The sequence below is a fragment of the Polaribacter sp. Z022 genome, assembly GCF_023555495.1.
Classification (GTDB): Bacteria; Bacteroidota; Bacteroidia; order Flavobacteriales; family Flavobacteriaceae; genus Polaribacter.
Genome location: NZ_JALCZO010000002.1, coordinates 348,189 through 370,212 on the forward strand (window position 1 = coordinate 348,189; position 22,024 = coordinate 370,212).

Below are 22,024 nucleotides of genomic sequence, written 5' to 3' on the forward strand. Positions count from 1 at the left end.
ATTTTATAAAAAAGCGAGTTGTTTTAACAACTTACTTTTTTATAACTTCATAGAGAGTTTAAAATTTAAAACTCTACCAGTCATGTAATTTGGAATGCCAAATTGTGTTTTAGTATAAACATCTCTTACCCAGGTATTGGTAATTGAGTTTTGAATATCGAACATGTTAAAAAGTTCTATACCAGCACTTAGTTCTTTAAATTTAGATAACCAACCTGTTTTGTATTGTCTTTTTGCTCCAGCAAAAACATATGATACACCCAAGTCTGCACGTTTGTAATCTCTTAATCTTTGTTGAAATTGATAAACATCAGAATAAGAAGGAGAACCTCCAGGAACACCAGTATTATAAACTAAATTTAAATACGCCTTTAGATTTGGTAAATTAGGTACATAGTCTTGAAATAAAATTCCAAATTTAATTCGCTGATCAGATGGTCTTGCAATGTTTCCTCTATTATCAATGTTTTCTTCTGTTTTTAGATATCCTAAACTAACCCAACTATCACTTCCAGGAACAAATTCTCCATTTAACCTAATATCTAAACCATGTGCATAAGCTGTTGTGTTATTATCTGCTCTATATCTAATTCTTACATTGTCTATAGTATAAGCATTTACATTAGATAAGTCTTTATAATAAAGTTCTGTTGTAAGTTTAAAAGGTCTTTCCCACATTTTAAAACTGTAATCTAAACCAGTTACTAAATGAATAGATTTTTGAGCTTTTAAGTCTATATTTAAGTTTCCGTTAGAATTTCTTAATTCTCTGTAAGATGGTGGTTGAGAATACCAGCCTCCAGATGCTCTAAACAGGATGTCTTCTTGCCAACTTGGTTTGATAGAAAATTGAGCTCTAGGGCTAATGATAGTTTGATTTTTAGATGTAATTCCATTTCCTTTAACAGTCCAATTTTGAGCTCTAACACCAACATTATACCATACCTCATTATCTCCCCAATATAATCTTTCATTAAATTGAACAAATCCAGATATACGATTAATTTGAACTTCATTATCTACTCTAATATCTTGATAAGGAGTTAATGGACCTTCAAAAGGTTCATAAGGTTGATTATTGTTTACAATTTGATTTGGTGGTCTAATAGAAAAACCTAAAGAATCTATAACTTCCCATTCTCTAATTCTATCTTTTATATCTTCTTTTTGGTATTTTACACCAAAATCAAACTGCATTCTATCTAATTTGTATTTACCTTTAATTTGAGCGTTACTAATTAAAGCATCTAAATCATTTCTAGCATGATTTAATTGAGAACCAATTCCTTCAGAAAAATCTACTTCTCCAAAATTTTCTGAACCAATATTAGAGTCTACTTCTCCTAAACTATAAGAAGCTGCTATGTCAAAATGCTCTTCTTCTTGTGTGTTGTAACTAGATACAGTACCTGTAAGAGTTAAGTAATCATTAATTTCATATTCTGTAGAAAATGCACCAAAGTAAGTGAGGTAATTGTCTTGTTCTTCACCACTGTAATAAACATTTAATTCTAAAGGATTTGCTACTGTTCCAAAACGTGTACTTCTAGAAATAGGTTTGTAATTGTAGTTGTTTAAAGATAAGTTCCCTAAAAAATTAAATCTTAAATAATCTGAAGCATCATAAGAAAATAGTGTTTGAAAATCTATAAACTTAGGTCTAAAATTAGTTTCAATTTGTTTACTATTTACAAATAAACTGTTATCTCTGTATCTAAAACTTGTTATTGAAGTTAGTTTGTCTTCAATAATTGGAGCTTCAAAGGTAACACTACCTCCTAATAGACTTAAATCTAAACTTACCCCAACTTCTGTTGGTTTTCTGTAAGTAATATCTAAAACTGAAGATAATTTATCTCCAAATTTTGCTTGAAATCCACCAGCAGAAAAATTGATGTTCTGAACCATATGTGGATTTATAAAGCTTAAACCTTCTTGTTGCCCAGATCTAATTAAAAACGGTCTGTAAACTTCTATTCCGTTAACATAAACTAAGTTTTCATCAAAATTACCACCTCTAACATTGTATTGCGTACTTAACTCATTATTATTACTTACACCTGGTAAAGTCATTAAAATGTTTTCTACACCTGCATTAGGTCCAATTACATTTTTTACAACACCTATGTCAATTTTTTTAACTCCTTTTGCATTTCTATTGTTGTCGGTAATTACAATTTCATTTAATTCTTCAGTTTTAGAAATTAAAATAACAGAAAGTCTAGCGCCATTTCTGCTTTTTGCAGTATATTTTCTTTTTGAAGTTTTGTATGATAAGTGGCTAAAAATTAAAGTAATTTCTTCTTTAAAAGGAATTCTTAGAGTGTAATTTCCGTTTTTATCTGTAGTTGTACCAGTATTATTATATTTAATAGAAACTTTTTCTATTGGTTGTTTGTCTTTGTTTTTAACAGTTCCTTTTAGAATTGTCATTTTTTGAGCAAAAGCAAAAAGGGGGAGAAAGAATAAAAATAGAAAGACTTTTTTCACGAATATTAGTTTACCTGTTTCTTAAAGAACGTTGTAGAAAGTGTATTCGTATTTCCAACATTGTCCGAGACTACAATTTTAAAGATATGTTTGCTACCAAGCAATTTTTTATCACTAAAATTGTAAGTTAATACCCCTTTTTTATGATTAAACTCCATTAAAATCCATTTTCCATCAATAGTTGCTCTATAATTTTTGATTCCTGATCCAATATCAGAAATTTTTACTTTTATAGTTTTTCGTTTAGAAATCCATTGATTGTTCTTAAAATATAGAATATTTATTTTGGGTTTATGTTTGTCGGAAACCAAAGAATAAGTTCCTAAAGTTTTTGTGGTTGTGTAAAAAGTACTGTCTTTTTTTCTTGTATATTGATATCTAGGATATTTTGGGTATTCTAAATTAGCAATATATAGTTGTTGTTTTTCTTCTTCAGAATATTTAGATACATTAAATGTTAAAGTAAAACTTTTATTTAAAGGAATAGTTGGTGTGTGAATTTTTGCGACACCATTTTCTACTTTAAAATTTAAAAAAAGGTCGTTATAAAAAGTGTTTTTAGGGAAAGCTACTGTAATATCTTCTTTTGTGAATTTTTGAAAATTCTTTGCAATAATTTTATAGTTAGTGCTGTCTTTAGATTTAGAAAAAATAGTGTTACTTTCTTTACCTACAATTGGAATTTTTATTGAACTTGAATTTCCATTATAATCTTTGGCAATAATTTCTATGGTGTAATTCAATCCATTTTTAATATTAATTCTACCATTATTTATTAAATTTTCATACGTAGAGAGTTTGTTTTTTGTTTCTTTATATGTCTTTTGATAGCGTCTTTTGTATTTCTTATAATGTTTATAATCAATATGTAAGTTTATAAATTTAGATTCAGAAAAAGAAAACGTTTCTACATCATGATAATAAAATTGTTTGCCATTAACCAACATTTCTAAACTAAATATTCCGTTTTTATTAGGAGCTTCATTTAATCTGTCAAAAACACTTACTCCAAAACCTATAATTCCAGAAGCTGAGATTCTATCTGCTAAATATTTACCTTTTTCAGTGTTTTTTAATGTTAGAATAAAGTTCTTTTTTTGATTATTAATTCTTGAACTATTGTTTAAAGTATATACTTTTAAAGATTGAAAAGTTGGTGGTTTTGAGTCTTTAGGTTTTAAGCCAAATAACAAAGGATTAATAATGTTTTCTGTTTTTGTGCTTCTAATTTCATAATGTAAATGAGGGCCACCAGAACTACCAGTATCTCCAGTATAAGCAATAAGTTCTCCTTTTTTTACTGGAAATTTATCACTTTTAAAAAATAAATTACCTGTTGCATATTTTTCTTTTTTGTATTGTACAGATTTTACGTATTTTTGAATTTTGTCTGCATATTTACTTATATGAGCATAAACAGTAGTGTAGCCATTAGGATGAGTTATATAAAGCGCTTTTCCAAAACCATATTGAGCAACTTTAATTCTAGAAACATAACCATCTGCAGCTGCATAAATTTTTAAGCCTTCTCTACCTTGAGTTTTAATATCTACACCAGAATGAAAATGATTGCTTCTCAATTCACCAAAAGTACCCGCTAAAACTGTTGGTATATCTAAAGGATTTCTAAAATAATCTTTTGGGTATTTTTCTTGACTAGAAACTATAAAGCTTGAAAAAAATAGAAATAACAAAAATAATTGTTTCAAAATGCAGTTTTTTTTTTACAAAAATAGTGAAAATCATTTTTTTTGATAATAGGTTAAATTTCAAGGGGTTATTAAAAAAGCAACAAAATGTTGTAAAGTTTAAAACAGAATGTTAACTTTGTGTTTATAGTTTTATTCTTAAAATTTAGATGGGTAACACAATAGAAGCAATTCATTTACTGCAAGATAAGCTACAAAGCTTACTTTCTAATTATGAATTTTTAAAGAATGAAAATGAAATATTGCTTCAAAGTACCACCAAATTGCAACATCAAATAATTGAAAGAGAGCAACTGATAGCAGAACAGAAAAAACAGTATGATTTGCTTAAAATTGCAAAAACTATTGAAGGCAGTAGTACAAATACAAGAGATACAAAACTCAAAATAAACGCTTTAATTCGAGAAATCGATAAATGTATCATACAGTTACATGAATAAAGTTCTTTAAATTGTGGGAAAACTTAAAATTAATGTAGTAATAGCAGGTAGAACCTATCCTTTAAGTGTTAATAACACTAAAGAAGAAGAAGGAATGAGAAAAGCCGCAAATGCTATTAATAAATTAATTTCTATGTATGAAGAAAATTATGCAGTTAGTGATAAACAAGATGTTTTAGCTATGTGTGCATTACAATTTGCTTCAAAAGTAGAAATAGCATCAATAGAAAAGGATTCTACAAGTAGAGAAGTAGTAGATAAAATAAAAGAATTAACGAATTTAGTTAATTCGCATTTAGAATAAGTTCTTTAAAATACACATTAACAACACACTGCCTACGTTAGTAAATTGTTTATTAAACTCAACACGATTCAATTATGAAGGATGAGTCTTAATTGTAAAAGCAGGCCATAGTTTACAGAAATCATTCTGTAAACAAGTGGATTCTTGACCAATTAGTTAGTCCTATAAATACCATAATGGAGTTTAAAAAACCAAACTAATGTAGGCTTTTTTTTATATATAAATTTAAATTATGGATGGAATGATACTGCCTTTGTTGGCAGCAATTATAGGTATAGGAGTTGGTTTTTTAATAGCAAAAGCTATGGAAAAAGCTAAAGGTAAAAAATTATTAAACGGAACAAGAAAAGAAGCTGCAACAATTTTAAAAGAAGCTAAAATAGATGCAGAATCAATTAAAAAAGATAAAATACTTCAAGCAAAAGAAAAGTTTATTGAGCTTAAGTCTGAACATGAAAAAGTAATTCTAGGAAGAGAGAAAAAAATCTCTGACGTAGAGAAACGTATTAGAGATAGAGAATCTCAAGTAGCTTCTGAAGTTGATAAGAACAAGCGTTTAAATAAATCTTTAGAGCAGAAAGAAAACGATTTCAATAAAAAGTTAGATTTCTTAGAAAATAAAGAAGTAGAGCTTGATAAAATGCATAAACGTCATGTAGATTTACTTGAACAAATTTCTGGTTTATCTGCAGATGAAGCTAAAGTAGAATTAGTAACTTCTTTAAAAGATGAAGCTAAAACAGAAGCTATGGCTTTTGTACAAACGTCTATAGAAGAAGCAAAATTAACCGCAGAACAAGAAGCAAGAAAAGTAATATTAGGAACTATACAAAGAGTTGGAGTAGAGCAAGCTGTAGAAAATTGTGTTTCTGTATTTAATTTAGAGTCTGATGATGTAAAAGGTAGAATTATTGGTAGAGAAGGACGTAATATTAGAGCTTTAGAAGCTGCTACTGGAGTTGAAATTATAGTAGATGATACTCCTGAAGCAATTATACTTTCTTGTTTTGATCCTGTTCGTAGAGAAATTGCACGTTTATCTATGCACAAATTGGTTACTGATGGAAGAATTCATCCTGCAAGAATTGAAGAGGTTGTAAAAAAGACCGAAAAACAAATAACACAAGAGATTATAGAAGTTGGTAAAAGAACAGTTATTGATTTAGGAATTCATGGATTGCACCCAGAATTAATTAAAACCGTGGGTAGAATGAAATACCGTTCTTCTTATGGGCAAAACTTGTTACAACACTCTAGAGAAGTAGCCAATCTTTGTGGTATTATGGCTGCAGAAATGGGGTTAAATTCTAAAGTTGCAAAACGTGCTGGTTTATTGCATGATATAGGTAAAGTGCCAGATACAGAAAGCGAACTTCCTCACGCATTATTAGGTATGGAATGGGCGCAAAAATATGGAGAGAAACCAGATGTTTGTAATGCAATTGGAGCTCATCATGATGAAATAGAAATGAAAAGTTTAATTTCTCCTATTGTACAAGTTTGTGATGCTATTTCTGGAGCAAGACCAGGAGCAAGACGTCAAGTTTTAGATTCTTATATTCAACGTTTAAAAGACTTAGAAAATATTGCATTTGGATTTAGTGGTGTGCAAAAAGCGTATGCTATTCAAGCAGGACGTGAATTACGTGTTATGGTAGAAAGCACTAAGGTAAATGATGCTAAAGCAGCTGAATTATCTTTCGGAATTTCTCAAAAAATACAAAATGATATGACGTATCCAGGTCAAGTAAAGGTTACTGTTATTAGAGAAACGAGAGCTGTAAACGTAGCTAAATAAAAAAAATATATTAAATTCTTATAAAGAAAATCCCGCATTTGCGGGATTTTTTATTTTCTAGGATGGTAAGTCTCTAATATTTCTTTTAAATAAGTTTTGTCTAAATGAACGTAAACTTCTGTTGTAGTAATGCTTTCATGTCCTAACATTTGCTGAATTGCTCTTAAATCTGCTCCGTTTTTTAGTAAATGTGTGGCAAATGAATGTCTTAAAGTATGAGGGCTTATTTTTTTTGATAAATTAATAGCTTGAGCTAAGTCTTTGAGAATAATAAAAACCATTTGTCTTGTTAACCCTTTTCCTCTTCTGTTTAAAAAAACAATATCTTCAAAACTTTTTTGAGGTTTAATTAAGCTTCTGTTAAGTTTAATGTAAGAGAGAATGTATTTTTGAGCATTATAATGAATGGGTACAAAACGTTGTTTGTTTCCTTTTCCAATAACTCTTATAAAACCTTCTTCAAAAAAAAGATCAGAAATTTTTAATGTAATTAACTCGCTTACACGTAAACCACAACTATACATTGTTTCTAAAATTGTTCTGTTTCTTTCTCCTTGAGAATGACTTAAATCTATGGCATTTATCAGTTCGCTAATTTCTTCTTCAGAAAGAGTATCTGGTAATTTTCTTCCAATTTTAGGAGTCTCAATTAAATCAGTTGGATTTGTTTCTCTATAATTTTCAAAGATTAAATAATCAAAAAAACTTCTTAAACCAGAAATTATTCTAGCTTGACTTCTAGGTAAAACAGTTTTAGAAATTTCATAAATAAAATTCTTAATAATATCATTATTGATTTTTATAGGAGAAATAACAATTTCATTTTTATTTAAAAATGATAAAAGTTTTTCTAAATCTTTAGTATAACTAATTATTGTGTTTTTTGATAAGCCTCTTTCAATTTTTAAAAATAATTGATAATCTTTAATTGCATTTTGCCATTTCATTTGCTAAAAATAAAGTATATATTTACATCTTTAAAGAAAATTATGAAACTAATTATAATTAACGGGCCAAACCTAAATTTATTAGGAAAAAGAGAACCAGAAATTTATGGTTCTGATACTTTTGAGGATTTTTTTAAAGTGCTACAATCTAAATTTAAAGAAGTTGATTTGTCTTACTTTCAATCTAATATTGAAGGAGAAATAATTGATAAATTACACGAAGTTGGGTTCGATTATGATGGTGTCATTTTAAATGCAGCAGCTTATACGCATACCTCTGTTGGAATTGGTGATGCTGTAAAAGGAATTTCAACACCTGTTGTAGAGTTGCATATTTCTAATGTTCATGCAAGAGAAGAGTTTAGACATCATAGTTTTATTGCTCCAGCTGCAAAAGGTGTAATATTTGGGTTTGGTTTAAAAGGTTATGAATTGGCTATTCAGAGTTATTTATAGCATAAGATTTTTTTTTTTTTTTTTACTAATTATTAAAGTTGTTATTTAATAATTTTGATTGTTATTTTATTTCGACGAAACTATAAGTGTATTCATCGAATTTTACTATGATTGTACTTAAAATAATTTATATTTGTTTATATACTTTATAGTTCATGAATAAAGAGAAGTGGCTTTTTGAAATTACACCAAAAAACAATTTATTAGATTTAAATCTTAAGGAAGTTTGGCAATATAGAGATTTATTATTGTTGTTTGTTAAAAGAGATGTAGTTACACTTTATAAACAAACAATTTTAGGTCCCTTATGGTATTTAATACAACCTTTATTTACCTCTGTAATTTTTACATTAGTATTTAATAATATTGCCGGAATTTCTACAGGATCTGTTCCTCCTTTTTTGTTTAATTTGGCTGGTGTTACTACTTGGAACTATTTTAAAGAGTGTTTAACTGCAACTTCAGATACTTTTAAAAGAAATGAAGCTATTTTTGGAAAAGTTTATTTTCCTAGAGTAATTATGCCAATGTCTATTGTAGTTTCAAATTTATTGAAATTTGGAATTCAGATATTTATCTTTATTTGTTTTTACTTATACTATTATTTTAATGGATACAATATAAAACCAAATGTTTATCTTTTGTTTTTTCCTTTGTTAGTTTTAGCAATGGGAATGATTGGTTTAGGTTTAGGGATGATTATTTCCTCAATGGTTACTAAATATAGGGATTTAACATTTTTAGTTTCGTTTGGAGTTCAACTTTTAATGTATTTATCAGCAGTGATGTATCCACTTGATTTAATGAGGGAAAAGCTTATTAATGTTGAAGAAGGAACAGACTATTCATGGGTAGTAGATGCTAATCCTATTGCTCATTTAATAGAGTTTAGTCGATATATATTATTAAATGATGGTAATTATTCAATTTTTGGAATTATTTATACACTAATTTTTACTCTAATAGTTTTCTTTTTAGGTTTATTGATTTTTAATAAAACAGAAAAAACTTTTATCGATACTATTTAATATGAAAAATGAAGTAATTTTAAAAGTAGAAAATCTTTCTAAACAATATCGTTTAGGAACTGTAGGTTCTAGTACATTAAGTCATGATTTAAATCGGTTTTTAGCAAAAATTAGAGGAAAAGAAGATCCTTATTTAAAAATTGGTGAATCAAATGATAGATCTTCAAAAGGCGAATCAGAATATGTTTGGGCATTAAAAGATATTAATTTCCAAGTAAAAAAAGGAGAGGTTCTAGGGATCATTGGTAAAAATGGAGCAGGTAAATCTACTTTGTTAAAAATTCTTTCTAAAGTAACAGGACCTACAACAGGTTCTATAAAATCTAATGGAAGAATTGCTTCTTTGTTAGAAGTTGGTACAGGATTTCATCCAGAAATGACAGGTAAAGAGAATATCTTTTTAAATGGTGCAATTTTAGGAATGACAAAAAAAGAAATTTCTGATAAATTAGATGAAATCATTTCTTTTTCTGGTTGTGAACGTTATATTGATACTCCTGTAAAACGTTATTCTAGTGGAATGACAGTTCGTTTAGCTTTTGCAGTAGCAGCACATCTAGAGCCAGATATTTTAATAATAGATGAAGTATTGGCTGTTGGTGATGCTGAGTTTCAGAAAAAAGCAATTGGAAAAATGCAAGATATTTCTGGAGGAGAGGGGAGAACTGTATTGTTTGTGAGTCATAACATGACTGCGGTTAAAAAATTATGTTCTAGTGCAATTGTATTAAATAATGGATCAAAAATTTTTGAAGGAAAGGTTAATAAAGCACTAGATGTTTATAAAAATTTATCTAACGTTAAAAACAAAAAAATTGATTTTAAAGAATTTAAAAATGAAAATATTAAATTAAAAAGTATTTCAGTTTCTTCAAGTAATAAATCAGTAATATCTATTGATTCTGAAATTCATTTTAAATTATCTTTTGAAAATACATTAGAAAATATAAATTTAGATTGTACTATTGAGCTAGTTAATCAAGATGAGGTTCTTGTTTTTCATACACCAGCACTTTTGTTATTAGATAATGATTCTAAAAAAGGCTTGTATGAAATTAATACAACTTTCCCCCCATTTTTATTAAACTCTAACACTTATAAAGTAAATTTAATCTTTGGAAAAGACCAAAAGTATTTGTTGTTAGGGATAAAAAATATTGTTTCTTTTGACGTTGAGGATGTTGGTTTGGAAGTATTGCCTCAAAAACCAGGAATACTATATCCAAATTTTAATTGGAATGTAAAATTTATAGATAAATGAAAGAGCCTCAGTTAATTGAATTTAAGAAAATTGGCTCTCCAGATTTGGGATATATATCTGTTGCTGAGCTAGGAGATCAAGTTCCTTTTGAATTTAAAAGAGTTTACTGGACTTATTATACACCAAATCATATAGAAAGAGGAGGACATGCTCACAAGAAACTTCAACAAGTAATTGTAGCTGTTTCAGGTATTATTTTGTTTTCTCTTGAAGATAAACTCGGTAAAAAGTATTCTTTTGAGTTAAAAAAACCTAACCAAGGATTGTTTATTCCTGAAGGATTTTGGCGAGATATTAAATTTTCTCATAATGCAGTACTATTATGTTTGGCTTCTGAAAAATATTTGGAAGATGATTATGTTAGAGATTATGAGGTTTTTAAACACACAGGTTTATGATTATTTGTATTGCTGGTAAAAATAACATTGCAGTTGATTCTTTGAACTTTCTTTTATCATTTATAAAAAAGGAAAAACTTTGTGTTTTATTAAATAAAACAGATAATTTTCAAAATAATTGGCAGAAATCTTTAGGTTATTTCGCTAAAAAAAATAAAATTAAAATTTGCAATTTAGAAGAACTTTATTTAATTCATGATTTAATTTTTTTTTCATTAGAATATGATAGAATTATTAAAGTAGAAAAGTTCAAATCCAATCAACTTTTTAATTTGCATTTCTCTTTACTGCCAGAATTTAAAGGTATGTATACGTCAGTATTACCAATACTTAAAAACAAAACTCAATCAGGAGTTACACTTCATAAAATTGACATTGGGATAGATACAGGAGCTATTTTATTTCAGCAAAAAATTGACATAAGTTTAAATGATTCTGCTAAAGATTTATACAATAAATACATACAGTTTGGTACAAAACTTTTTATAGAAAACGTTGATAAAATTTTAATCAATAATTATAATGCAGTTGAGCAAACACATATGAATTCTTCTTATTATTCTAAATCTTATATTGATTTTTTAAATATAGAAATAGATTTTAATAAAACTGCTCATCAAATTTATAATAGTTTAAGAGGTTTTACCTTTAGGGAGTATCAATTGCCATTTTATAATGAATCAAAAATTTATAAAAGTGAAATATTATCTGAAAAATCATTTACAAAACCTAATACCCTAATTTTTGAAGATGATGAATGTTTTATTATATCAACTATAGATTATAATATTAAATTATTTAAAGATTATTATGACATTTTTTGGAAATATTGTGAGGAAGGAGATGTTGAAGGTGTTAAATCTGTTCTTAATTATATTCCAAATATAAACACCAAAAATAAAAAAGGGTGGAATGCAATAATTATTGCAGTTTATAATAACCACCTAAACTTAGTTAAGTATTTAATTAATTTAGGGGCAAATATATTGGCAACAAATTATAAAGGAACCAATCTTTTAATGTATGCTAGAAGTGCAGGTAAGTATACTAAAGATTACAGTATGTTTAAGTTTTTATATTCAAAAGAGATAGATATTGAATGGAGAGATGATAATAATTTGTCTGTATTAGATTATGCTATTAAAGATAAACAAGATTTATTAATTAACATTATTAATGTAAATGATTAAGTTTTTAGACCTAAAAAAAATTAATTTACAGTTTCAAAATGAAATAGAAAAAGAAATTATTTCAGTTTTTAGAAGTGGCTGGTATTTAAAAGGAAATTATGTTAACCAATTTGAGGAAAAATTGGCTAAATATATTGGTGTTAAATATGTTGTTTCTGTTGCTAACGGATTAGATGCATTAAGGCTAATCATAAGAGGATACTTAGAATTAGGTGTGTTTAAGCCAATGGATGAAATAATTGTTCCTGCTAATACTTTTATAGCATCTCTTTTAGCGGTCTCAGAAAATGATTTAAAACCAGTTTTAGTAGAACCTAATAAGAACACTTTTTTAATTGATGTAAATGAAATTGAAAAAAAAATTACTACTAAAACAAAAGCTATAATGGTAGTTCATTTATATGGAAGAGTTTCTAATTTTAATGAATTAAAATCTTTAGCAAATAAATATAAATTAAAGATTATTGAAGATAATGCTCAGGCAATTGGTGCAGTTTATAAAGGGGTAAAAACTGGTAATTTAGGAGATGCAGCTGGTTTTAGTTTTTATCCAGGTAAAAATTTGGGAGCACTTGGAGATGCTGGTGCAATATCAACAAATGATAAAAACCTATATGATGTAGTATCAGTAATTGCTAATTATGGTTCAAGTTATAAATATCATAATATTTATAAAGGAGTTAACAGTCGTTTAGATGAAATTCAAGCAGCTGTTTTAAATGTAAAAATCAATTATTTGGATGATAGTAATGCAAAAAGAAGAAGTATTGCAAAAAAATACATAGCCAATATTAAAAATTCAAAAATTATACTTCCTGAGTATCCAGAAGAATTTAAATCTCATGTTTGGCACTTGTTTGTTATAAGGTGTGAAGAAAGAGATAAGTTACAAAAATATTTAAAAAAAATAAATATAGAAACTTTAATTCATTATCCAATTCCACCAAACAAACAAAAAGCTTATTCAGAACTAAACAATATAAATTATCCAATAACAGAAAAAATACATAACGAGGTTTTGAGTTTACCAATAAGTCCAGTATTAACACATAAAGAAGTGGAAAAAGTAATTAATGCTATAAACAATTATGTCTAAAAATCAACCTAAAGTAAGTATTATAGCAGTTTGTTATAATCATGAAAAATACTGTATTGAAACTTTAGAAAGTATTAATTTACAGACTTATAAGAATATTGAATTAATTATTATTGATGATAAGTCTTTAGATAATTCTATTATAAAAATTGAAAACTGGATTCAGCATAATAATGTTAATTGTAAGTTTATTAAAAATGAAAAAAACTTAGGTATTTGTAAAACTTTAAATAAAGCAATTGAATTCTGTACTGGAGAATTCATGCAAATGGTTAGTTGTGATGACATTTTTTATTTAAATAAAATAGAAAAACAAGTTCAAAAGCTTTTAGAAATTGATAACTCTTATGGTATTGTGTACTCAGACGCAGATATAATTGATGAAAACTCTAATTTAATTGAATTAAAATTTATTAACTACAATACAAAGCATAGAAAAGCCCCATGTTTATCAGGGAATATTTATGAAGACTTAGCTATTGATAATTTTATACCAGCGATGTCTGTGCTAATAAGGAAAGAAGTTTATGATAAAATAGGTAAGTATGATGAAAGATTAATTTATGAAGATTATGATTTTTGGCTAAGAGCATCAAAAGATTTTAGATTTTATTATATGAATAACACTTTTGTTAAATATAGGATACATTCTGAAAATTTACATAAAAAATCAAATTCAAATAGATGGAGATCTTCGAATATTTTATTAGGAATCAAACAAATAAAAAACAAAAATATTCTTAATAAAGTGCAAAAGGAAGTTATTGAGTTGTATTTTAATACAAATAATAGAAGTATTATTAATGAATTTTATGCAAATGTTAAAATAAATACATTAAAAAGAAAAAAAATTCATTTTTTTATTAAAAATAATTACCCATCTTTTTTTGTTAAGATAGCTCTAGAGATCTATTCAAGTTATAATTCACTTAAAAAGAATAAGTAAAGTATATAACTAACTTTTAATTAGTAATCAATTGGTATGAAATCAAATAACTTCGATTTTTTAAGGTTTTTATTTGCTTTATTAGTAGTTGTTGCACATTCATATCCTTTATCAGGGAATAATGTTAGTAATCAATGGGTCTATAAACTAACAAATGGACAAGTTGAACTTTCAGGAATTGGTTTATATGGTTTTTTTACAATAAGCGGTTATTTAATTTTTTTAAGTTTAAAGAGAAGTTCAAGTTTTTTTGAATATTATTGGAAAAGGATATTAAGACTTTTTCCAGCATTAATAGTTTTATTATTGCTAACAATTTTTTTAGCTCCTTTAGTTTATGAAAATACAATACCCTACTTTAAAAATTTAAAAATTTATTCTTACTTTTTTAGAAACCTTACATTATATAGATTGCAGTATGGTATTGAAGGAGTATTTGAAAACAACGTATATCCAAATGCTATTAATGGATCTCTTTGGACAATTTGGTATGAGTTTTCGCTCTATGTATTTTTATCTTTTTTATTTTATATAAGAAAGAATAAATATTTCTTGCAAGTTTTAATTGTTATATCATTTTTACTAATGTATATTTCTTATAATTTTCTTTTACATAAATTCTCTACAAGAATGATTTTTGGATTAAATGGACTTCATTTTCTAAATTTAGGAACATATTTTGTTGCAGGTAGTTTATTAGCAATATTTAATTTTGATAAAAGAGTTAACTCTTACTTAATATGGGGATTGTTTTTTATCTTAATAGCAACCCTGTATTTTGATGTTTATACATATTCTAAACATCTTATTTTTCCTTTAATTGTTTTAGCAATAGGATTAAAACCAATAAAGTTTATTTCTTCATTCGGAGAAAAAGGAGATCCATCCTATGGTATATATATTTACAGTTTCCCCATTCAACAAACTTTAATGTATTTTTTTGGATTAACTACTTTTTATTTAATTATTTGGTCGGTTCTTATATCTGTTTTATTTGGATATTTTTCTTGGTATTTAGTAGAAAAAAAAGCGTTATCTTATAAAAAATATTTTAAAAAAATAATACACTAGATTAACTCATTTTTTTATGATAGCGATAATTATACCTTATTTTAAAATTAAGTTTTTTGAAGAAACATTAAAATCGTTAGCAAATCAAACTAATAAAAATTTTAAAGTTTATATTGGAGATGATTTTAGTGATGAAAGTCCAAATTTATTATTAGATAATTACAAAGGAAAATTTAGTTTTGCATATAAAAAATTTGATTATAATTTAGGAGGTGTTTCACTAGTGAAACATTGGGAAAGATGTATTAAGCTTAGCAATAAAGAAGAATGGCTAATGATTCTTGGTGATGATGATGTTTTAAGTAAAAACTTTATTGAAGAGTTTTATTTTAATACACCAAAATCAAATAATTTAATAAGATTTTCTTCTTATTATATGGATGGTTTAGGTAAAAAAAAATCTAAATTATATACTTTTCCTAAAATTCAAAAAGTTTCAGATTCCTATTATAAACACTTTTTAGGATTAACTAGAAGTTCTTTGTCAGAACATGTTTTTAAAAGATCTATTTATAATAAAAAAGGATTTACAGAATATCCATTGGCATGGCATTCTGATGATAAAGCATGGATTGATTTTGTAGATTCTGGGAATATTTATACAATAAATAATGCTAGTGTTGGAGTTCGTATTTCTGATTTCAGTATCTCTGGAAAAGACGATAATTTACTTTTAAAAAGAAAAGCTAGATATTTATTTATTAAATGTTTAGTTTTTGAAAAATTAAACATTTTTAATAAAAATCAGCAAAAAACCTTACTATTAGAATATGGTGTTTTAATTAAGGAACAGAAAAAAATTAGCTTTTATAATTTCCTTTTTATTATTTTTAAATTATTAAGAATAGGTGCTTTTGTATCATTTTTAAAATTTATAAAACGTATGTTCATAGCTAAACTTAAAATTAAATAATGAATTTTTCTGTTTCTGTAATAATACCAGTATATAATGGAGAAAAATTTATTGAAAAATCCATAAATTCTGCTATTTCACAACCAGAGGTATTTGAGGTAGTTGTAGTAAATGATGGAAGCACAGATTCAACTCAAATAATTCTTGATAATTTAATTGTTTTAAATGATAAAATAAAAGTCTATCATCACTATAACAAATTAAATAAAGGTCGTTCTTCGAGTAGAAATTTAGGAATTAAAAAATCTAAAGGAAATTATATTGCTTTTTTAGATGCAGATGATTATTATTTAAAAAATAGATTTTTAAATGATTTTCATCTTTTTAAGAATAATAAAAGTATAAATGGTGTTTATAATGCTATAGGGGCTCATTTTTATAGAGGAACTTCAAAATTAGAGAAAGAACAATTAAATTTAACAACTGTAAAAGAACCTATTAATTCTAATAATTTATTTGAAATTTTATTATTAGGTTCTAAAGGTTACTTCTCAATTGATGGTTTAACAGTAGAAAAAGAAGTTTTTATAAAAACTGGTTATTTTTCTGAAGATTTAAAAGTAGCAGAAGACACTGAGCTTATTTTAAAAATGGCTTTAAAAACAACTCTAGTTAGTGGTATTATAGATAAGCCACTAGCAATTAGAGGTGTTCATGATGAAAATTCTTTTTCAAATGAAAATTTATACAAGATATTTAGGTATAAAATGTATTATTCTCTTCTTAATTGGATGCGTAAAGAAAAGTATTCTATAAAAAAAATAGAACTTGTTTTTAATGCATTATTTTTATTAAGAAAACTAGAAAAAAACACCTTATTCAGTGAAATTAAGTATTGGTTGTATATTTTAAAAAAATATCCATTTATTATGAAATCGATAGTATTTATTAAAAGCTTTCCTCTAATTAGTCAAAGAAAAAAAATTTTAAAATTTTTATATTTAAAATGAACTCGCTAATATCAATAATAATACCTACCTTTAATAGGTCTTCATTAGTTTTAATAACTTTAAACTCTATTATTAATCAAACTTATAGAAATTGGGAATGTATTATTGTAGATGATGGGAGTGATTATAATAATTTTTTAGAGATTGAAAATTATTCAAAAAAAGACAAACGTTTTAAATTATTTAAAAGACCTATAAATGTTTTAAAAGGAGCAAATTCTTGTAGAAATTTCGGTATTAAACAATCTAAAGGAGAATTTTTAATTTTTTTTGATAGTGATGATTTAATGAACTCTATATGTTTAGAGAATAGAATTAATTTTTTTAATAAATATTCTGAATATGATTTTTTAGTGTTTTCTATGGGAGGATTTATTAAAAAATCAAATTGTTATCCTTTAAAAGATAGAAAAGTAGTAAATCTATCAAATAAAAAAACTATTGAAGAATTTATTTTTAGTAAAAGATTACCATGGAATGTTTGTAGACCAATTTTTAAAAGTAGTTTAATAAGGAATAGAATATGGTTTAATGAAAATATTCAAAATTTTCAAGATGATGAATTTAATGTTAGAGTTTTGGCTAATTTAAAACCAAATTATAAATCAATTGATTTTACTGATTCATATTATAGAATGGAGAGCTCTAATATTAATAAATATAATAATAATGTTGGTAAACAAAATTTATTAAATAGTTTTTTTGAGTATTCTAAAACAATATTTTATGTTTTAGAAAATAGTCAAGTTATTCAAAACAGAGATAAACTAATTTTAAAATTTTTTTCAATCCTTAGATTTAATATATCTAAAGAATCTAATTTAATAAATGTTAATAGAACTATTTCATTATTTAAAGATAAAATTAAATTAACTAGAAAAGAGATGTTTTTATTAAAATCGATGATTTATTTAAATAAATATTATTTTAATAAAAAAGGTTATTATATATTAACACAATACATAGAGTACTTTTTTGTAAATACTAAATAAAGCAATATAAAGTTTCAAATTAGACTAAAATATAAATAAATGAATAAGTATATATATAAATTATTAAGAAAATTAGGTTTTAAAATTGAAAACATTAAAAAGAAAAGAAAACTTATAATAAAAGATTTAAATAGTTTTAAAGTAATTACAAATATTGAATTACTTAGAAAATCATATCAATTTGTTCATAGTCTTAAAAAAGAATACCCTAATCTAGAAATTGAAGATCATTCTAATGGAGTAATCTTTAAAATTAATAAATTAAAGGTATATGTTGAAACAGTAGAAGAAATTTTAATTTTGAATGAAATATTTGTTAAAAAAGATTATAATTTTTTTACAAAAGATAAAATTGTTTTAATAGATATTGGAGCAAACATAGGTATTGCATCTTTGTTCTTTTCTTTACAAGAAAATATAAAGAAAATTTATGCTTTTGAACCAGTTGATGTTACTTTTAATTTAGCAATTGAAAATTTAAGTAGAAATGAAAAAATAAGTAAAATTGAATCTATTTATAATTATGGATTAGGTAAAAATGAAAGAAAAGAAGTGTTTAATTTTAACCCTAATGTAAAAGGTAACACAGGTCTTAGAGGTGATTTAAGTACTAGTTTTAGAAGAGATTTGGTTTCAGAAAAAGAAGTAATAATTAAAAATGCTTCAGATGAAATAAATAAAATTTTAAAAGATAATTCTAAATATAAAATTGGTGTAAAAATGGATTGCGAAGGTAGTGAATATGAAATATTTGAAAGTTTAGAAGAAACAGGTGTTTTAAAAAATATTGATTTATTTATGATTGAATGGCATGATAAAGGGGCTATTGCAATAGAAAAATTGTTAAAAAAGAATAATTTTATGTTCTTCTCTCAAAAATTTACATTTAATTCTGGTATTATTTATGCCGTTAAACAATAATTAATGAGTAATCCTTTAATCTCTATAATAATACCGGTCTTCAATAGAGAGCATTTAATATCAGAAACATTAAATAGTATTTTAGCTCAAACTTATTTATTTTGGGAATGCATAATAATTGATGATGGATCAACAGATAATACATTAAAGGTAGTAGAATCATATTGTGTAACAGATAATAGGTTTCGTTTATTTAAGAGGCCTGTTAGTAAAGTTAAAGGAGCAAATTCTTGTAGGAATTTAGGTTTTGACTTATGTAATGGAGATTATATTAAATGGTTTGATAGTGATGATTTGTTTTATGATTTTGCCTTAGAGAAAATCGTAAATAAAATTAAAGATTTTGATGTTTGTGTATCTAAATTAGAATATTTTACAAATGAAAAGTTAAAAAAATATAAGGTTAATAGCATTTATTCGCAGAATCTAATTGAAGATTATTTTATAGGTAAAATAACATTTTATGTATCTGGTCCAACATGGAAGAAAAGTTTTTTAGAATCTCAAAAATATTTATTTGACGAATCTATTTCAAATCTAGATGATTGGGATTTTAATTTAAGAATGTTATATAAAAAACCAAAAATAAATTTCATAGATAAATCATTAATAAAATATCGAATTCATGATAATTCCTTGTCAAAAGAAATAGAAAAGTTAAATTTTGAAGAGATTCAATCAGAATTTAAAGCAAGAGAAAAACATCTCGAATTATTAAAAAAAAATAACACTATAAATTCTAAAAAATTAAAAGTTTTTATAAAAAATAGATATAAATACTTTTTAAGAGAGTCTCTAATTCACAAAGATGTAAAAAAATATTATTTTTTAAAGAAAACATTAATTAAACAAATAGATTTACTCGATTTTTTAGGTTTTTTAAAAACGATTATTGCATTTATAGTGTTTATGTTATTTAACAGAGGCTACAAAATTTTAAAGTGAAAAAAATATTATTAATTTCAATGAATTCTGTTCATGTTAAAAGGTGGGTAGATAACTTAAAAGATACAGACTTTGAATTATTTTGGTTTGATATTTTAGATAGAGGTAAATTAGAAACTTCTCTAGAAATAAATCAAATTATAGATTGGAAAAAAAGAAAAATAAAATATATAAGAGGAGAGTATTTATTAAGAAAAAAATACCCTAAATTTTATTATAAAGTTCAACCCTTTTTAGAAATTACTATTGAGCAACAATTAGAAAAAATTATTAATGAAATAAAACCAGACATATTGCATAGTTTTGAAATGCAAAATTGTACCTACCCTATTTTAAATGTAATGTTAAAATATCCAAAATTAAAATGGTTATATTCTTGTTGGGGTAGTGATTTATTTTATTTCCAAAACTTTAAAAAAGAAAAAGTTAAATTAAAAAAGACCTTAAAGAGAATTAATTTTTTGCATACAGATTGTTTTAGAGATTATAAAATAGCAAAAAACTTAGGTTTTGTTGGAGAGTTTTTAGGAGTTATTCCTGGAGGAGGTGGTTTTAAATTAATTGAATTTGAAAAGTTTCAAAAACCAATTATAGAGCGAAAAATAATTCTTGTAAAAGGATATGAACATGAATTTGGTAAGGCTTTAAATGTCTTAAAAGCTTTAAAGTTGCTATTACCAGAGTTAAAGTCATATAAAATAGTTGTATTTGGAGCCCATCAAGAAATAATTAATTTTATATTAATGAATAATTTAGTATTTGATGTGTACAGTCGAAATGAATTGTCTCATTTTGATATTATTAGTTTAATGGGTAAATCCAAAATATATATTGGTAATAGCATTTCTGATGGAATGCCAAATACATTATTAGAAGCCATAATTATGGGAGTTTATCCTATACAGTCTAACCCAGGTGGGGTAACCTCAGAAATTATAGATAATGGAATAAATGGATTGTTGATAAATAATCCGAACGATGTTAGTGAAATTAAATATCTAATTAAAAGAGCTCTTAAGTTAGATAAAAAAGGTGATTTTGAAAAAGCTAGAAAAATTAATAAAAAAATATCAAATCAAAGGTTGGAATATGAATTTAATCAACAAAAAATAGTAAATTTATATAATAAAATAGCAACAAGCTAAAATTTATGCGAATAGGGTTTAATCCAAATAAAGATAAAATAAAAGAGGTTGATGAATATTTTCATCAAGTTATAATTCCTGTTTATATTCCTAATAAACATGGTTATTTTAAGGATAGTTTTCAAATTTTAGTTCATAGTTTAGAATCACTTTTTAAAACTAGTCACACTAAAACTTTTTTTACTATTGTAAATAATGGATGTTGTAAAGAAGTTGTAGATTATTTACAGAAATTATTTATTGATAATAAAATTAATGAATTAATACATACAACAAATATTGGGAAATTAAATGCAATTTTAAAAGGTATAAATGGGCATAAATTTAAATTAATAACTATTTCAGATGCAGATGTATTATTTTTAAATAATTGGCAGGAAGAAACATATAAAATTTTTGATAATTTCCCTAAAGCAGGCTTAGTTTCTCCTGTACCATCTTCAAAAGTGTTAAAACATTATACACATAACATAATTTTAGAAAATTTTTTTTCAAAAAAATTAAAGTTTACTAAAGTATTAAATCCTGAAGCATTAGTTCATTTTGCTAAGAGTATTGGAAATGTAAAATTCTATAATAATATTCACTTAAAGAAAAACTTAACGATTCAAAAGAATAATATAAAAGCTGTAGTTGGTGCTGGCCACTTTGTTGCCACTTATAGAGGAACAGTTTTTAAATCAATAAAATACTCTTATTCTAATTATAATTTAGGAGGTAATAGTGAAACTGAATTTTTAGATAAACCAATTTCAGATTCTGGCTTATGGAGATTGTCAACGGAAGATAATTATTGCTATCATATGGGGAATTGTAAAGAAAAGTGGATGGAAGTTGAGATGTTAAAGTTAAAAAAAATAAAAGAAGATTTTGAAAGCCCAATTTTATCAACAATATCAAATTCAAAAATTAATTTAAAAATTAATTCTTTTTTGTTTACTAAAATAATTAGTAAATCTTTTTTATGGAAATTATTTTTAAAATATAAGGGTTTAAATAAAATTGAAGTTAACGAATATTAATT

21 protein-coding genes are annotated in these 22,024 nt (G+C 25.2%); 18 read left to right on the top strand and 3 right to left on the bottom strand.

Annotated elements, in window-relative coordinates; genetic code table 11:
* Positions 1-39 precede the first annotated feature (39 nt).
* Positions 40-2,433 carry a TonB-dependent receptor gene (locus MPF13_RS05320; protein WP_249981293.1) on the bottom strand — a complete coding sequence of 798 codons (2,394 nt, stop codon included), beginning with the start codon at positions 2,431-2,433 and terminating at the stop codon, positions 40-42.
* 62 nt (positions 2,434-2,495) lie between these two features.
* Positions 2,496-4,199 carry a M23 family metallopeptidase gene (locus MPF13_RS05325; RefSeq protein WP_249981294.1) on the bottom strand — a complete coding sequence of 568 codons (1,704 nt, stop codon included), beginning with the start codon at positions 4,197-4,199 and terminating at the stop codon, positions 2,496-2,498.
* Positions 4,200-4,348: 149 nt separating this feature from the next.
* Between MPF13_RS05325 and MPF13_RS05330 the strand changes: the two genes are divergently transcribed.
* The 3 genes from MPF13_RS05330 to rny all read left to right on the top strand — a co-directional run bounded on the left by MPF13_RS05330 (position 4,349) and on the right by rny (position 6,741).
* Positions 4,349-4,639, top strand: coding sequence for a coiled-coil domain-containing protein (locus tag MPF13_RS05330; protein WP_249981295.1), 291 nt, complete (start codon positions 4,349-4,351; stop codon positions 4,637-4,639).
* A 13-nt stretch (positions 4,640-4,652) separates the two neighbouring features.
* The gene (locus MPF13_RS05335) at positions 4,653-4,943 is read left to right on the top strand and encodes a cell division protein ZapA (RefSeq protein ID WP_249981296.1); all 291 of its coding nucleotides are present in this window, start codon (positions 4,653-4,655) and stop codon (positions 4,941-4,943) included.
* A 232-nt stretch (positions 4,944-5,175) separates the two neighbouring features.
* Positions 5,176-6,741 (top strand): ribonuclease Y, encoded by a 1,566-nt coding sequence (rny, locus tag MPF13_RS05340; RefSeq protein WP_249981297.1) that lies wholly within the window; start codon positions 5,176-5,178, stop codon positions 6,739-6,741.
* Positions 6,742-6,791: 50 nt separating this feature from the next.
* Here rny and xerD read toward each other — a convergent pair whose 3' ends face one another.
* Positions 6,792-7,688 carry a site-specific tyrosine recombinase XerD gene (gene xerD, locus MPF13_RS05345; RefSeq protein WP_249981298.1) on the bottom strand — a complete coding sequence of 299 codons (897 nt, stop codon included), beginning with the start codon at positions 7,686-7,688 and terminating at the stop codon, positions 6,792-6,794.
* A 42-nt stretch (positions 7,689-7,730) separates the two neighbouring features.
* Between xerD and aroQ the strand changes: the two genes are divergently transcribed.
* The 15 genes from aroQ to MPF13_RS05420 all read left to right on the top strand — a co-directional run bounded on the left by aroQ (position 7,731) and on the right by MPF13_RS05420 (position 22,022).
* Complete coding sequence (gene aroQ, locus MPF13_RS05350) at positions 7,731-8,144, top strand: type II 3-dehydroquinate dehydratase (protein ID WP_249981299.1); 414 nt, start codon at positions 7,731-7,733, stop codon at positions 8,142-8,144.
* A gap of 155 nt (positions 8,145-8,299) precedes the next feature.
* Complete coding sequence (locus MPF13_RS05355) at positions 8,300-9,172, top strand: ABC transporter permease (protein ID WP_249981300.1); 873 nt, start codon at positions 8,300-8,302, stop codon at positions 9,170-9,172.
* A gap of 1 nt (position 9,173) precedes the next feature.
* A complete protein-coding gene (locus tag MPF13_RS05360) occupies positions 9,174-10,433 on the top strand; it encodes an ABC transporter ATP-binding protein (RefSeq protein WP_249981301.1) in 1,260 nt (419 codons plus the stop codon).
* Positions 10,430-10,831, top strand: a complete 402-nt coding sequence (locus tag MPF13_RS05365; protein WP_249981302.1) for a sugar 3,4-ketoisomerase — start codon at positions 10,430-10,432, stop codon at positions 10,829-10,831. The genes MPF13_RS05360 and MPF13_RS05365 overlap by 4 nt, the downstream gene beginning before the upstream one ends.
* A complete protein-coding gene (locus tag MPF13_RS05370) occupies positions 10,828-12,021 on the top strand; it encodes a formyltransferase family protein (RefSeq protein WP_249981303.1) in 1,194 nt (397 codons plus the stop codon). Before MPF13_RS05365 ends, MPF13_RS05370 begins: the two co-directional genes overlap by 4 nt.
* Entirely contained in the window at positions 12,014-13,117 is a 1,104-nt protein-coding gene (locus tag MPF13_RS05375; protein WP_249981304.1) for a DegT/DnrJ/EryC1/StrS family aminotransferase, read from the top strand. The genes MPF13_RS05370 and MPF13_RS05375 overlap by 8 nt, the downstream gene beginning before the upstream one ends.
* The gene (locus MPF13_RS05380) at positions 13,110-14,063 is read left to right on the top strand and encodes a glycosyltransferase (RefSeq protein WP_249981305.1); all 954 of its coding nucleotides are present in this window, start codon (positions 13,110-13,112) and stop codon (positions 14,061-14,063) included. Before MPF13_RS05375 ends, MPF13_RS05380 begins: the two co-directional genes overlap by 8 nt.
* A gap of 36 nt (positions 14,064-14,099) precedes the next feature.
* The gene (locus MPF13_RS05385) at positions 14,100-15,134 is read left to right on the top strand and encodes an acyltransferase family protein (RefSeq protein ID WP_249981306.1); all 1,035 of its coding nucleotides are present in this window, start codon (positions 14,100-14,102) and stop codon (positions 15,132-15,134) included.
* Between the two features lie 16 nt (positions 15,135-15,150).
* On the top strand, positions 15,151-16,047 hold the full coding sequence (locus MPF13_RS05390; RefSeq protein WP_249981307.1) for a glycosyltransferase family A protein: 897 nt from the start codon (positions 15,151-15,153) through the stop codon (positions 16,045-16,047).
* Positions 16,047-16,997 (top strand): glycosyltransferase family 2 protein, encoded by a 951-nt coding sequence (locus MPF13_RS05395; RefSeq protein ID WP_249981308.1) that lies wholly within the window; start codon positions 16,047-16,049, stop codon positions 16,995-16,997. Before MPF13_RS05390 ends, MPF13_RS05395 begins: the two co-directional genes overlap by 1 nt.
* Positions 16,994-17,989 (top strand): glycosyltransferase family 2 protein, encoded by a 996-nt coding sequence (locus tag MPF13_RS05400; RefSeq protein ID WP_249981309.1) that lies wholly within the window; start codon positions 16,994-16,996, stop codon positions 17,987-17,989. Before MPF13_RS05395 ends, MPF13_RS05400 begins: the two co-directional genes overlap by 4 nt.
* Positions 17,990-18,028: 39 nt before the next feature.
* A complete protein-coding gene (locus MPF13_RS05405; protein ID WP_249981310.1) occupies positions 18,029-18,910 on the top strand; it encodes an FkbM family methyltransferase in 882 nt (293 codons plus the stop codon).
* A gap of 3 nt (positions 18,911-18,913) precedes the next feature.
* Complete coding sequence (locus MPF13_RS05410) at positions 18,914-19,855, top strand: glycosyltransferase family 2 protein (RefSeq protein WP_249981311.1); 942 nt, start codon at positions 18,914-18,916, stop codon at positions 19,853-19,855.
* Complete coding sequence (locus MPF13_RS15645) at positions 19,852-21,000, top strand: glycosyltransferase (protein ID WP_249981312.1); 1,149 nt, start codon at positions 19,852-19,854, stop codon at positions 20,998-21,000. The genes MPF13_RS05410 and MPF13_RS15645 overlap by 4 nt, the downstream gene beginning before the upstream one ends.
* Before the next feature lie 5 nt (positions 21,001-21,005).
* Complete coding sequence (locus MPF13_RS05420; protein ID WP_249981313.1) at positions 21,006-22,022, top strand: glycosyltransferase; 1,017 nt, start codon at positions 21,006-21,008, stop codon at positions 22,020-22,022.
* Positions 22,023-22,024 lie beyond the last annotated feature (2 nt).

Excerpts from the sequence above, each read along its gene's own strand:
- xerD (WP_249981298.1), bottom strand. The coding sequence starts at position 7,688 with ATGAAATGGCAAAATGCAATTAAAGATTATCAATTATTTTTAAAAATT.
- MPF13_RS05355 (WP_249981300.1), top strand. The coding sequence starts at position 8,300 with ATGAATAAAGAGAAGTGGCTTTTTGAAATTACACCAAAAAACAATTTA.
- rny (WP_249981297.1), top strand. The coding sequence starts at position 5,176 with ATGGATGGAATGATACTGCCTTTGTTGGCAGCAATTATAGGTATAGGA.
- MPF13_RS05420 (WP_249981313.1), top strand. The coding sequence starts at position 21,006 with ATGCGAATAGGGTTTAATCCAAATAAAGATAAAATAAAAGAGGTTGAT.
- MPF13_RS05375 (WP_249981304.1), top strand. The coding sequence starts at position 12,014 with ATGATTAAGTTTTTAGACCTAAAAAAAATTAATTTACAGTTTCAAAAT.
- aroQ (WP_249981299.1), top strand. The coding sequence starts at position 7,731 with ATGAAACTAATTATAATTAACGGGCCAAACCTAAATTTATTAGGAAAA.
- MPF13_RS05320 (WP_249981293.1), bottom strand. The coding sequence starts at position 2,433 with ATGACAATTCTAAAAGGAACTGTTAAAAACAAAGACAAACAACCAATA.
- MPF13_RS05360 (WP_249981301.1), top strand. The coding sequence starts at position 9,174 with ATGAAAAATGAAGTAATTTTAAAAGTAGAAAATCTTTCTAAACAATAT.
- MPF13_RS05380 (WP_249981305.1), top strand. The coding sequence starts at position 13,110 with ATGTCTAAAAATCAACCTAAAGTAAGTATTATAGCAGTTTGTTATAAT.
- MPF13_RS05370 (WP_249981303.1), top strand. The coding sequence starts at position 10,828 with ATGATTATTTGTATTGCTGGTAAAAATAACATTGCAGTTGATTCTTTG.
- MPF13_RS05390 (WP_249981307.1), top strand. The coding sequence starts at position 15,151 with ATGATAGCGATAATTATACCTTATTTTAAAATTAAGTTTTTTGAAGAA.
- MPF13_RS05385 (WP_249981306.1), top strand. The coding sequence starts at position 14,100 with ATGAAATCAAATAACTTCGATTTTTTAAGGTTTTTATTTGCTTTATTA.
- MPF13_RS05365 (WP_249981302.1), top strand. The coding sequence starts at position 10,430 with ATGAAAGAGCCTCAGTTAATTGAATTTAAGAAAATTGGCTCTCCAGAT.
- MPF13_RS05410 (WP_249981311.1), top strand. The coding sequence starts at position 18,914 with ATGAGTAATCCTTTAATCTCTATAATAATACCGGTCTTCAATAGAGAG.
- MPF13_RS05330 (WP_249981295.1), top strand. The coding sequence starts at position 4,349 with ATGGGTAACACAATAGAAGCAATTCATTTACTGCAAGATAAGCTACAA.
- MPF13_RS05395 (WP_249981308.1), top strand. The coding sequence starts at position 16,047 with ATGAATTTTTCTGTTTCTGTAATAATACCAGTATATAATGGAGAAAAA.
- MPF13_RS05400 (WP_249981309.1), top strand. The coding sequence starts at position 16,994 with ATGAACTCGCTAATATCAATAATAATACCTACCTTTAATAGGTCTTCA.
- MPF13_RS05405 (WP_249981310.1), top strand. The coding sequence starts at position 18,029 with ATGAATAAGTATATATATAAATTATTAAGAAAATTAGGTTTTAAAATT.